We start from the raw sequence: 12,868 nt of genomic DNA, 5'->3' as shown, positions 1-12,868 counted from the left end.
CCCAATACTTCTTATGGGACTTTTATTATTCCCTAAGTTACTAGTTTGGTAGTTGAAAAAATGCAATATGAAAAAAGTAGTCTTAACAATAGGTTTTTTACTCATACTCGTTATTTTATGTGCTTGTTCTGATACTGATGATTTTCGCGGTTCGGGAAACATCATATCCCAAAGTCGTGAGGTGGCCAGTTTTACGAAAATTGAAAATTCTACTTCAATCGACGTTGTAGTATCGGAAAATACTTCACAGGAAGTTCAAGTGTCTGCGGATGATAATATTATTAGTGAAGTAAAAACGGTTGTAGAAGGCGGAGTTTTAAAGGTAGTGTTAGCCGATGGAAATTATATTGATATTACGGTAAATGTGGTCATAGGTGTTCCGAATGTTGAAGGAATTGAAAATACCGGTTCAGGAAATATTACCGTCTCAGGATTTGAGGACTTGCCAGCTTTCACCATCGATAATGAAGGCAGTGGTAACATAACCATGAACGGTTCTGGCAACACCCTTTCTATTAAGAATTCAGGTTCTGGAAACTATAAAGGATTTGGTTTTACCGTCGCGGACTGTTCAATTGCCAATTTAGGATCGGGAGATTGTGAAATCAATTGTACGGATGCATTGAGTGGGTCAAATACAGGTAGCGGAAGTATTTTTTATAGAGGTTCTCCTGCTATAGACATTTCAAATACTGGTTCTGGCCAAGTGGTAGATTCAAATTAGTTCCCCTACATTTAATACATGAATTACAAAAAAATATTTATTAGCTGTGTTTCTTTCTTTTTCGGGATGATACTTTCAGCCCAAAGCGATTTCTCTACCATCGTACCTGAAACAGTAGGTTTATCTAGTAATCAGTTGGAAGAGCTCAATACTCAACTACATGATGTGGTTGACTCAGGTCAGCTGGCAGGTATTCAAACCGCGATCCTAAGAAAAGGAAAACTTGCTCATCTGGATACCTATGGATTTTCGAACCTGCAGAACAAAGAGAAGCTAAAAATGAATAGTATCTATAGGATTTTTTCAATGACTAAGCCTATTGTTTCTATAGCCCTCATGCAGCTTTATGAAATGGGAAAATTTAAATTGGATGACCCAATTCATAAGTTTATTCCGGAGTTCGAAAGCATGAAGATGCATTCAGAACAAGGCGGTTTGAAAAAAGCTAAAAACCCAATTAAAATTATTGACTTGTTAAGACACACTTCTGGCATTGGTTACGGTAGAGGTGAAAATGACTACATTAACCAACTATATGCAAACGCGCGATTAACGAATTCGAAAGACTTGAAAACGTTTATCGGAAAGTTATGTGAATTGCCGCTATACTTTGAACCAGGTACCAATTGGGGTTATGGATATTCAACAGATGTTATCGGGTATTTAATTGAAGTGCTTTCCAACCAGTCATTAGATACCTATTTAAGTGAAAATATTTTCGTTCCATTGCAAATGGTCGATACCCATTTTCAACTTCCAAAGGCAAAACTCGAGAGATTTACAGTGGGTTATGGAGCAGATGAAGATGGAAATTTATTCGTATCCGAAGCACCACACGAAAGCAGATTCACGCAAAATGTCACTTTGTTTTTGGGCGGTGGAGGCTTGGTGTCAACAACACCTGATTATATCAAATTTTGCCAAATGTTGCGAAATATGGGAACCTTTGAAGGAGCTGAAATTGTAAAACCGGAAACACTTCAATTAATGACCAAAGACCATTTGAGCGATGTGCGAAAACACCAAAAAGAACCTTTGCGCTTGATGCCGCGAGAAACAGGTTTTGGTCTTGGGTTTTCAGTGGCAGCCTATAAGCCAAATGGAGAAAGAGGCGTTTATGGTTGGGGTGGAGCTGTAGGAACTTATTTCAGGATAGACCCTAAAAACGATTTAATCTATATCATGATGATGCAAATATCGCCATACCGCCAACTCGGTTTACGAGAGAAGTTCCAGAATTTGGTAAATGAAGCACTAATAGTTCAGTAGTATGAATGATGCAACTTTCGTCAAATCATACTGTCTTTTAGATAACCACCATTTTTAAAGTATAATACTAAAAACTGATTTCTAAATGCTAAACCACCAAAAGAGTTTACTTACTGCTTTATTCTTCTTTTTTATCTTTTCATTTTCCTTTGCCCAAACCTTAACCCAAACCGTAAAAGGCAAAATAGTCGACGCCGAAACAGGGGCACCCCTTTTGGGAGCTAATGTGATTGTTTTGAATACCAATCCGGCGAGAGGTGCAATAACTGATGAGGATGGGTATTTTCGTTTAGAGGATATTCCCGTAGGGCGAGCATCATTTCAGTTTACCTATTTAGGCTACGAAGATTTTGTGATTTCTGAAATCTTGATTGGCTCAGCTAAGGAAGTAGAACTAACAATCAACCTGACTGAAGCGCTAAATCAGCTTGATGAAGTTGTTTTGGTTGCTCCGACGGATAATATTAATCCGAATAATAAATTAGCCACGGTTAGTGCTCGTTCATTTAGTGTGGAGGAAACAAAACGTTTTCCGGCAAGCGTTAGTGACCCAGGCCGTATGGCTTTGTCCTTTGCTGGCGTTACGAATTCTGACGATACAAGTAATGAAATTATTATTCGTGGTAATGCCCCAAATCAATTGCTTTGGCGTATCGAGGGAATTGAAGTTCCTGAGCCGAATCATTTTTCTGAAGAAGGGTACTCCCCAGGTAATGTGAGTTTGATAAGTAGTAATATGCTTGGGAAATCAGATTTCTTTACAGGAGCTTTTCCAGCAACCTACGGAAACGCACTTTCTGGGGTATTCGATATCAACTTAAGAAATGGAAACAATGAAAAGGGTGAATACGCCTTTCAATTTGGAGTTCTGGGAACAGATTTAACCGCTGAAGGTCCGTTTAGCAAAAACTACAAAGGATCCTATTTGATTAATTACCGGTATTCTACAATCGCTCTGCTCAATCAAATTACAGATGTAACCCCAGGAAGTACACCGACATACCAGGATGTTTCAATGAAATTAAATCTTCCTTTAGGGGAAAAAACAAATCTATCTATTTGGGGAATAGGAGGAATCAGTGATGAAGATGAAGATCCCGAAGTAAATGGTGATTTTTCGAGCGAGGAGATTTTCAAATCAAAAACCTATATGACGGGTTTGACACTTACTCATTTCCTTAAAAATAATGATAAGTTTGAAGGTCGAATATCCTATTCGGGAAATGCTAGTGATTTTGTATTTGAAGAACAGAATTCAGTGACCGGTGATACTTTTGGAGATAGTGATATTTTAAGGAATAGTGCCCTTCGAGTTAGTTTGGATTACACGAAAAAGATAAATGCTAGAACTACTTTAAACACCGGAGCCATAGGAAGCTTTTTGAATTATAATGTACTAACGACGGAAACTGAAAATGGTCAAACAAGGTATATTGTAAGGGAAGATGGTAATGGAAATATGGCGCAAGCATACATTCAAGCAAAACATCGTTTTAATACTGATTTTTCAACAACCTTTGGACTTCATGGAACATATTTCTCAGTGAATAAAGATATTGCGATTGAGCCTCGCTTGGGTTTTGAATGGAAGGTTGGCACAAAGCACACCTTAAGCGCGGGTCTTGGTATTCATTCCCGAAGAATGCCGCTCAATCAATATTTCATAAGAATTGAAAATAATACGCCCAATACAGAGCTGGATTTGATGCAAGCAACGCATTATATCTTAGGTCATGATTGGCGTATCATCAAAAACGGTCACCTTAAAGTGGAGGTGTATTATCAAAACTTAAATAAGGTAGCGATTGTCAACGACCCAAGTTTGACCGGGTCCTATCTCAATGGAAGGTTTTTAGATGAGGCATTGATAGATTCAGGAAAAGGTAAAAATTACGGACTAGAGCTCACCTTTGAAAAATTCTTCTCGCGTCAGTATTACTTTCTAGCAACAACCTCACTTTACGATACACAGTATAGAGCTGTTGATGGTAATTGGTATGACAGTGCCTATAATTACAACTATACGTTTAATTTAGTGGGAGGAAAGGAATTTACAGTCGGTAAGAAACAAAACAACACATTGGGTTTAGCGGCCAAAACACTTTTCAATGGAGGAAAACGTGCTACGCCTATAAATCAAGAAATCTTTGATCAAACTGGAGAAATTATCCTCGATGAAAATTTGCGAAATACGATTGAGCTTGATTCCTATTTTAGAATAGATGCTAGTATCTATTATCGTCTAAATAAGCCAAAAGCGGCACATCGCATTGCCCTGGATATTCAGAATGCTACAAATCGTTTGAATGTGGACAATGCGTTCTTCAATTCAAATACGGGCCAATTGGAAACTAGCTTCCAATTAGAGTTAATTCCATTCCTGAATTATCGACTTGAATTTTGAGCATAAAAAAACCGCCTTGCTATATGCTTGACGGTTCTTTTGAGTTAGCATGATAACTTATTATCCTACTGTTGCACGTTTGAAACCTGTAACGGATACATCTCCGTGAGAGGCAACGTATTTTGCAACACTGATTTTCTCATCTTTAATGAAATTTTGGTCCAATAAACATTGCTCTTGGTCCAAAGTTGTGTTATCAGAAATGAATCTCTCCATTTTCCCTGGAAGGATTTTATCCCAGATTTGTTCTGGCTTGCCTTCGGCTTTCAATTGCGTTTTCGCATCTTCTTCCGCTTTGGCCATTACTTCATCAGTCAATTGCGCCATAGAAATGTACTGAGGAACGTTCTTAAGTGTTTTTCCTAAACGACCTAGTTCTTCATTATCTTTTTCAATAACTGCGATTCTGGCTTCGGTTTCAGCTGCAACAAATGCAGGATCGAAATCTTTGTAAGACAAGGTCGTCGCTCCCATAGAAGCAACCTGCATAGAAAGGTCTTTACCTAAAACTTCAGCCGTATCTACTTTTGAAGATAAGCCAACTAAAGCAGCAATTTTATTGATGTGTACGTAGCTTGCAACATAGGGTGCTTCCAATTTTTCGAAAGCAGTAATGTCTAGTTTCTCACCAATTACTCCAGTTTGCTCAATCAATTTATCAGCAACGGTCATTCCTCCGAAATCAGCAGCTACAAAGTCTTCTTTTGAATTGTAGTTAAGTGCCACTTCTGCAAGCTCATTGGCTAGAGCAACAAATTTTTCATTTTTTCCCACGAAATCTGTTTCACAACCTAAAACTATTGCAACACCAGCAGTTTGGTCTGCATTCACTTTTGCAATTGCAGCACCTTCCGAAGAATCTCTGTCGGCTCTTTTCGCAGCTACTTTTTGACCTTTTTTACGAAGTACTTCAATTGCTTTGTCAAAATCTCCCTCGGCCTCTACAAGAGCATTCTTGCAGTCCATCATTCCAGCACCTGTAGCTTTTCTTAATTTATTTACTTCTGCGGCGGTAATTTTTGCCATAACGTAATCTTATTTTTAATTTCTTTAATAAAGTTGCTTACTCAACTCCTCCTTTAACACTATCCTGCCAAGCTTTCAATTCATCCCACTTTTCATCAGCGGCCATTTTAGCTTGTTTCGCCCATGATCCAGTATCTAAATGGGCTAATCTTGAACTAGCTTCAGTTAAGATATCTTTCATCTTATCCGCTTTGGCTTTTGAAACTTTTGCAAAAGTGTCAAGTCCTGCGTTTGTTAAGGCCTCCGCTGCTTTTGGACCTACTCCTTCAATTTTAGTCAAGTCATCACCCTTAGTGGCTTTTGTTTTGGCTGCTTTTTTAGGAGCAGCTTCTTTCTTTGTCTCTTCCTCTTTAGCTTCTTTTTTAGGTGCTTCCTTCTTTACGGCTGCAACAGTTTCTTCAACCGCAGGAGCTTCTTCTGCTACGGGCTCAGCTTTAGCCTCTTTTTTCGCCTCTGCCTTTGGAGCTTCTTCTTTACCTTCTTTTTCTCCTTGTTTTTCTGATTTACGCTCTGCTAAACCTTCGGCAATAGCATCAGTAACTTGGGTCATAATTATGTCAATTGATTTTGAAGCATCATCGTTGGATGGAATCAAGTAATCAACATCTCTAGGGTCAGAGTTGGTATCGACCATTGCAAAAATTGGAATGTTCAGTTTTTGGGCTTCCTTAACAGCAATGTGCTCACGCATGGTATCAACAACAAATAGTGCACCTGGCAAGCGAGTCATATCGGAAATAGAACCTAAGTTCTTTTCAAGTTTCGCACGTAAACGGTCAACTTGCAATCTTTCCTTTTTAGAAAGAGTAAGGAAAGTACCGTCCTTCTTCATTCTATCAATCATCGCCATTTTCTTAACAGCTTTACGGATAGTTACAAAGTTAGTTAACATTCCGCCTGGCCATCTTTCTGTGATGTAAGGCATGTTAACTTTTGCTACTTTCTCAGCAACGATATCTTTCGCCTGTTTTTTGGTAGCTACAAAAAGAATTTTTCTTCCTGAGGCAGCAATCTTACTAAGGGCTTCATTAGCCTCATCTAGTTTTGCTACTGTTTTGTAAAGATTGATAACGTGAATTCCGTTACGCTCCATGTAGATGTAGGGCGCCATGTTAGGATTCCACTTTCTGGTAAGGTGTCCGAAATGCACACCTGCTTCTAATAATTGTTTTACTTCGACTTTCGCCATTTTTAAATTTAGTTTACGTTCTTTTGAATTAGCAATGCTAGAGTGGTATCATGATATGAGTCATGAAGCCTCTACCATTTAGATGCTAAACTAATTTACCTTCGCTCTTTAGAGAGATAAGGATTTTTAATTGCTTCCTGAAAATCAGGAAACTTTCAATGAACTTGTTAATGAATATAAATAAAGGTGTCTCTGAAGAGACACCTGAAATTCTGTATTAACGTTTAGAGAACTGGAATTTCTTACGGGCTTTCTTCTGACCGAATTTCTTACGTTCTACCATACGTGGGTCTCTTGTCAATAAACCTTCTGGCTTAAGAGTCAGTCTATTTTCCGCATCGATTTCACACATTGCTCTGGACAATGCCAAACGAATTGCTTCTGCTTGACCAGTGATACCACCACCGTAAACATTGACCTTTACATCGTAGTTTCCTACTGTATCAGTCAAAGAAAATGGTTGATTCACTTTATACTGTAAAGTAGCCGTTGGAAAATAATCATTCAAATCTTTATTGTTAATCGTGATTTTTCCTTTTCCGTCAGAAACGTATACACGGGCAACGGCTGTTTTTCTTCTTCCTATTTTATGAATCCTATCCATTATTTGAAATCGTTAAGGTTGATTGCAGTTGGTTTTTGAGCTTCTTGATCATGATCAGGACCAACATACACTTTTAAGTTTCTAAAAAGATCTGCACCTAATCTATTTTTCGGAAGCATTCCTTTAACCGCTTTTTCAACTATACGGCCTGGAGTTTTTTCCAACATTTCTTTAGCTGAGGTATGACGTTGTCCACCTGGGTAACCCGTGTAACGAGAATATGTTTTATCATCCCATTTGTTGCCAGAAAGGGTTACTTTCTCAGCATTGATGATGACAATATTGTCGCCACAATCAACATGTGGTGTATAGTTAGGCTTGTGCTTTCCTCTTAGTAACTTTGCTACTTTCGAAGCAAGACGACCTAGTGCCTGACCTTCAGCGTCTACCAACAACCATTGCTTGTCAACAGTCTTTCGGTTCGCTGAAACAGTTTTGTAACTTAATGTATCCACTACTACTTTATTTACGATTAAATACTTCAATCCCTATAAACGGGGTGCAAATGTACAACTATTAAGTTGAATTCCAAATGCTTGTTTTCAATTATTTTCTTGATTTTTTGGCGTTTAATTTTTATCCATTTTCAATCATCTTTTTTTTGAAATGAAGGTTTGACTATGGTTTTGATTAAATAAGACCTTAGTTAAAAATGAGCTAAGTTGAAATATAACCCTTATTTCTACGTTTTCTGCGTAAATATGTCCTTAAAATTTAATAAAATGAAATGTAACCTAATAGCCCTATTTGTAGTATCGGTTTTACTATTTTCCTGTTCAAAAGATGAAAATAAAACTGATGAAGTAACTCCTGAAAACGCCATTGTTGGCTCTTGGAGGGCAACCGAGTTCAAGGCCGCTGACCCCAATAGTTCTAATGTCAACTTGGGAGCGGAAATATTGGCAAATCTTACCGCTGAACAGTGTTATATTATAACTTTCACTTTTAATTCTGATATGACTCTCATAGGTGAAAGTGGAGTTAACTACCTTCAAATTAATGCTACACCAACCGGTTTGGAAGTGCCATGTCCAACTCAAAAAGATACAGAATCAAGTACGTATACTTATGATGGAACAACCTTGACCACCGTTGATACTGACGGAGTAACGGTTATGGTGAAGGTTAGTATAGATGGAGATACCATGTCGGCCGACGCTACAGATCTAGATATTCCCAATTTTGATGCTGCTGGAGAAATAATTTTTGAAAAGTTCTAACAGCTCTTTATAAAAATTAAAAAGCCCTTTCGGATTTTTCGGAAGGGCTTTTTTGTTTTTGCACATGAAATAGTGCATGAAATTTGTCTCACACTAGCATAATTGTTTGTTTTTTTGTTTTTTCCATATCATACCTGTATTCCACTTATCTTAGTAGCAAATAATTTGGACTAGATGCAAGTAATCGAAAAAATGGGCTTCCGCTACCAGAAGTTCATCGTTGTTTTTTTTGCTTCCTGTATGCTCTCATCATGCATAGATCCAGTAGAGCCTGAATTTGAGTTCAAAGAGGGGTTGGTTTTTGTAGAGAGTATTGCTTCCACCGTTACCAAGGCTTCATTTGTAACAATAAATAGGTCGACATTAGAATTCGGGGTATATGTGGTAAATTTTGTGGAAGGCGCTTCTGTAAATTTTGAAAACGTTGGCACTGGAGAAGTTGTAAATCTTGTAGAAACTAGAAATTCGTATTTGCCTCCAGATGATTTTTTTGTTCGGCCAGGTGAAGAATGGAAATTGAACATTCAACTCCCAGATGGAAAAAGGATAGAGTCATTGCCTGAGTCTGTTTTGGATGTTGTACCCATTGACAATATTGAAGTGCGTTATGACCCAGAATTGGCTTTTCGTGAGATATTAGGAGGCAAATTTGTTCCGGGCCATCAGGTTTCAATTGATTTTAGTGATCCGGCGGACACTGAGAATTATTACTACTGGACCTACAAGAGTTTTGAGAATTTAGATTATTGTGAACAATGTGTGGAAGCGATATGGAGGAATGGCGAATGTACTCCAGTCGAAATTGCTCGATTTAGAAGTCGCTATTTCGATTATGCTTGTGATGTAGATTGCTGGCGTATTCGTTTCCCAGAAAGTATAACTATTTTTGACGATCGTTTTTCTAATGGAAAATCCGTAACACAATTTCCTGTTGGGGATCTTTTGTTATTTAATAAAGAAAATATCGTTATTGAGGTGCAGCAATTTTCTATTACACCGGCCGCATATCAATATTATAAAGTGTTGCAAGATATTGTAGATAATTCCAGTGGTTTAAACGCTCCACCTCCTGCGGCATTGATTGGTAACTTATCAAACCCAGATGATGACGAAGATTTTGTCTTTGGTCGTTTTACCGCCGCTGCAACATCAACTGCCTCGGCATTTATCAATAGAACATTTATAGAAGAATCTCCTCTGGAATTCAGAGATCCTATAATCCTCGAACCTCAAATTGCATCTCCTTATCCTCCACCTGCAACAGTTATTGCACCTTGTTCGGAAAATAGGGAGCGGACAGCCGTACGGCCAGAAAAGTGGGAATCACAATGAGCATGAAAAGTAAAAATATGATGAACAAGCCATCTTTTTTCTTGCTTTTTGCTCTAGTGGCATTTGCTCCTTTTTTTGCCCAGGCACAAGAATATGCAATCTCATTTGAAGTAGTTGCTAAAGAATCAGGACTTCCCCTAGACGACGCACAAATTTCAATCACCCCATGTAATTGTGGAGGTGTTACAAATAGCGCGGGTAGATTTTCTATCGAACTTCCAAGTGATACCTACAACATTACTGTTTCTTTTATCGGATTCAAAGACGAAACACGAACACTTGAACTAACAAAAAATACAATCCTGAAAATAAATTTAACCGAAGAACAAGAACAATTGTCTGAAGTTGTGGTGAGAGCTAAAAGAAGGCTTGACAATGTTGAAACTCCTCAAATGGGTGCTTTGCAAATCAGCGCTAGAACATTGAAGAAATTGCCGGCGGCCGTCGGTGAATTTGATGTTTTAAGGGGGATGACATTGGTAGCGGGGGTTAACAATTCAGGTGAAGTCAGTAACGGACTTTCAGTTAGAGGAGGTTCTCTTGATCAAAACCTATTATTGTACGACTATGCTCCGGTTTTTAATCCGACACATTTATTCGGATTATTTTCCGTTTTTACCCCTGATATGATTTCAACCGTGGACTTATACAGGGCAAATATTCCATCTCGATATGGTGGAAGGATAACTTCGGTGTTGGATGTAAAAGTGAAGAATCCCTATGTGGAGAAAACGAAATTCTCTGGAGGAATAGGTCTAGTTTCTAGTAGGTTAAATCTTGAGACTCCATTAATCAAAGATAAGTTGATGCTCAATATCGGTGGGCGTGCAGGTCTCACAGGATTTTTGATTCCATTTTTTTCAGAAAGACTTAAAAATACTAAAGCGAATTTTTACGATGGCACCTTTAAGTTATTATATCTGCCCACAGAAAACGATCAGGTATCTTTAACAGGGTTTTACAGCAAAGATTTTTATCAGCTTGACCTTATTAGCCAAGTTGGAAATATAAATGCAGAGAACAATCAATATGATTTACAGACTTTGAATGGTACTTTGAATTGGACCCATACTTTTGGTGATGAATCAAATTGGAGAAATATTTTTGTGTACAGCAATTATACTCCCAAAACAATTTTTCCGGAACAGGCCAATGACAACGAGATAGAATATAATGCTGCAATCAATTACTTGAGTTTCATATCTGAATATTCAAAGATAATAAGTGATAAATTTGACTATTACGGTGGGGTACAAGCGAATCAATATAAGATAAGCCCTGGGGCATTAGATCCTGGAAGTGGAAATAGTATAGTTCCAGTTACGCTTGAAACCGAGACCAGTTATGAGATTGGAACATATGCAAATCTGAATTGGAAACCAACAGAGAATATTTCTGTTTCAGGAGGTTTGCGATTCAATCATTTTGTCTTTGTCGGACCATATACAGAAGCTGTTTTTGATGATGTTTCCGGTACTATTTTAAGTTCCACTGAATTTGAAAAAGGAGATGCTGTAAAGACCTATAACAGTTTGGAGCCAAGGTTAGGAGCTAATCTCAAGCTGGGAGAGAATACCTCTTTAAAGGCTAGTTACGCGAGAACCAATCAGTATTTACAGAATATATACAATACAACAACGCCCCTTCCAACTTCGCGATGGAAAACCTCTGATCCGAATATTAAACCTCAAAGCAGTAATACCTATGGTTTTGGGGTTTATCAAAATTTAAATAATGACGAGATTGAGATTGGTCTTGAAGGTTATTACAGGGAATCTGAAAATAATCTTACCTACAAACCAGGTGCAGATTTCTTCCTTGAAGAATTTCTCGAACGAGATGTAGTTCAAGCTAAAGGTCAGGCCTACGGCGTGGAATTGAGCTTTAAAAAACCACGTGGAAAGCTTAACGGATGGTTCAATTATACCTACTCGAGAAGTTTGTTACAATCACAAAATCAGAGATTGGCAGATCGGGTCAATAATAACAAACAATATCCTTCTGATTTTGATCGACCACATGTCTTTAATGGTACTATTAATTTTGAGGGAGATAAATGGAATACATGGAGCTTCAATTTCACTGCACAAAGCGGAAGACCATACACTGTTGCGAATAGTGTTTTTGCGATAGAAGACATTAACGTTCCTATTTTTATTGAACGAAACAATGCAAGATTGCGACCCTATCATCGACTGGATTTTTCTTGGAAGGTAAAGTACGGAAGGAATCCTAATAGAAAATGGAAGGGAGATTGGACCTTTACGATTTACAACGTATACAGCAGAAGAAATCCTTTTAACCTATATTATTCGCAGCGCCAAGGTGCTGTTGATTCTGAAGTGTTTCTGGGAAGCCCTCTTGGAACCTATGAACTTTCTATATTGAATAGTCCGCTCTTTGCAGTTACTTATAACTTTGTCTTTGACTAGAAGGGACTAATTCTTGTAAAACTTCGCCTGCACCTGTTGCTCCTCTGACTCGATTCGAGCAACATATATACCAGCTCTCAAATTGGGGATAGGAATACTAACAGCATTCTTACGGATAGCCCACTGATGCTTTAAAACAATATTTCCTGAGATATCTGAAATGACAATATCGGCTCGACTGCTATTTTTTAGTCCAAGTATATTGACCACATTCGTCGCTGGGTTAGGGAAAACTTTTATTTTTTGCTTTGAAATTACTTCCGTTTGAGAAGTCGTTTTGTCTTCTTCAATACTTTGAGCAGTGGTCCAAAAAGTGAACAAAGTAAAAATCAATGGTACTAACCAGGTTTTCATAACATATGGTTTGGTACTCTCTTAACGGACTTAGGAGTAGCTTAGTGCATAACAAATCACAAAAAAATGTTAGAAGAATAGTATTTCAGCAGATAGGATTCAAAGATATATTCGAGCGAATTAATCCTCAAATAATTTTAAAAGCTGATTTTTCTAATAAATGAGTTCCTAGACTTTCTCGTGAAATCATATTTGTTCAAGTACACGTGACATAGTCATGACAAAATTGTAACCGTTTAACCGAGATTATCGCGCAATGCCGATTTTTTTTAAGGGAAAAGACCTCCAAAGCTATATTGCGGGAAAACAAATTC

11 protein-coding genes are annotated in these 12,868 nt (G+C 37.9%); 6 read left to right on the top strand and 5 right to left on the bottom strand.

Annotated elements, in window-relative coordinates:
* Positions 1-67: 67 nt before the first annotated feature.
* The 3 genes from FEE95_RS02460 to FEE95_RS02450 all read left to right on the top strand — a co-directional run bounded on the left by FEE95_RS02460 (position 68) and on the right by FEE95_RS02450 (position 4,397).
* Positions 68-724: a GIN domain-containing protein gene (locus FEE95_RS02460; RefSeq protein WP_138656243.1), complete on the top strand. Its 657-nt coding sequence runs from the start codon at positions 68-70 to the stop codon at positions 722-724.
* 18 nt (positions 725-742) lie between these two features.
* Positions 743-1,993, top strand: a complete 1,251-nt coding sequence (locus tag FEE95_RS02455; RefSeq protein WP_138656242.1) for a serine hydrolase domain-containing protein — start codon at positions 743-745, stop codon at positions 1,991-1,993.
* 85 nt (positions 1,994-2,078) lie between these two features.
* Positions 2,079-4,397, top strand: a complete 2,319-nt coding sequence (locus tag FEE95_RS02450; RefSeq protein WP_138656241.1) for a TonB-dependent receptor — start codon at positions 2,079-2,081, stop codon at positions 4,395-4,397.
* A gap of 60 nt (positions 4,398-4,457) precedes the next feature.
* Here FEE95_RS02450 and tsf read toward each other — a convergent pair whose 3' ends face one another.
* The 4 genes from tsf to rplM all read right to left on the bottom strand — a co-directional run bounded on the left by tsf (position 4,458) and on the right by rplM (position 7,671).
* Positions 4,458-5,423, bottom strand: coding sequence for a translation elongation factor Ts (gene tsf, locus FEE95_RS02445; RefSeq protein WP_138656240.1), 966 nt, complete (start codon positions 5,421-5,423; stop codon positions 4,458-4,460).
* 37 nt (positions 5,424-5,460) lie between these two features.
* The gene (gene rpsB, locus FEE95_RS02440; protein WP_138656239.1) at positions 5,461-6,612 is read right to left on the bottom strand and encodes a 30S ribosomal protein S2; all 1,152 of its coding nucleotides are present in this window, start codon (positions 6,610-6,612) and stop codon (positions 5,461-5,463) included.
* A gap of 217 nt (positions 6,613-6,829) precedes the next feature.
* A complete protein-coding gene (gene rpsI, locus FEE95_RS02435) occupies positions 6,830-7,216 on the bottom strand; it encodes a 30S ribosomal protein S9 (RefSeq protein WP_138656238.1) in 387 nt (128 codons plus the stop codon).
* On the bottom strand, positions 7,216-7,671 hold the full coding sequence (gene rplM, locus FEE95_RS02430; RefSeq protein WP_138656237.1) for a 50S ribosomal protein L13: 456 nt from the start codon (positions 7,669-7,671) through the stop codon (positions 7,216-7,218). The genes rpsI and rplM overlap by 1 nt, the downstream gene beginning before the upstream one ends.
* 267 nt (positions 7,672-7,938) lie before the next feature.
* Here rplM and FEE95_RS02425 point away from each other — a divergent pair, with 267 nt between their 5' ends.
* The 3 genes from FEE95_RS02425 (at position 7,939) to FEE95_RS02415 (ending at position 12,200) form a co-directional block, all read left to right on the top strand.
* Positions 7,939-8,436, top strand: a complete 498-nt coding sequence (locus tag FEE95_RS02425; RefSeq protein WP_138656236.1) for a lipocalin family protein — start codon at positions 7,939-7,941, stop codon at positions 8,434-8,436.
* A 174-nt stretch (positions 8,437-8,610) separates the two neighbouring features.
* Positions 8,611-9,768 carry a DUF4249 domain-containing protein gene (locus tag FEE95_RS02420; protein ID WP_138656235.1) on the top strand — a complete coding sequence of 386 codons (1,158 nt, stop codon included), beginning with the start codon at positions 8,611-8,613 and terminating at the stop codon, positions 9,766-9,768.
* Between the two features lie 2 nt (positions 9,769-9,770).
* The gene (locus FEE95_RS02415; RefSeq protein ID WP_238474487.1) at positions 9,771-12,200 is read left to right on the top strand and encodes a TonB-dependent receptor; all 2,430 of its coding nucleotides are present in this window, start codon (positions 9,771-9,773) and stop codon (positions 12,198-12,200) included.
* A gap of 6 nt (positions 12,201-12,206) precedes the next feature.
* Here FEE95_RS02415 and FEE95_RS02410 read toward each other — a convergent pair whose 3' ends face one another.
* On the bottom strand, positions 12,207-12,554 hold the full coding sequence (locus FEE95_RS02410) for a T9SS type A sorting domain-containing protein (protein WP_138656233.1): 348 nt from the start codon (positions 12,552-12,554) through the stop codon (positions 12,207-12,209).
* Positions 12,555-12,868 lie beyond the last annotated feature (314 nt).

This window comes from Maribacter algarum (ex Zhang et al. 2020) (assembly GCF_005885635.1).
Classification (GTDB): domain Bacteria; phylum Bacteroidota; class Bacteroidia; order Flavobacteriales; family Flavobacteriaceae; genus Maribacter_C; species Maribacter_C algarum.
Note: the sequence above shows the minus strand (reverse complement) of the source record. Positions and strands in the feature narration are given on the sequence as shown.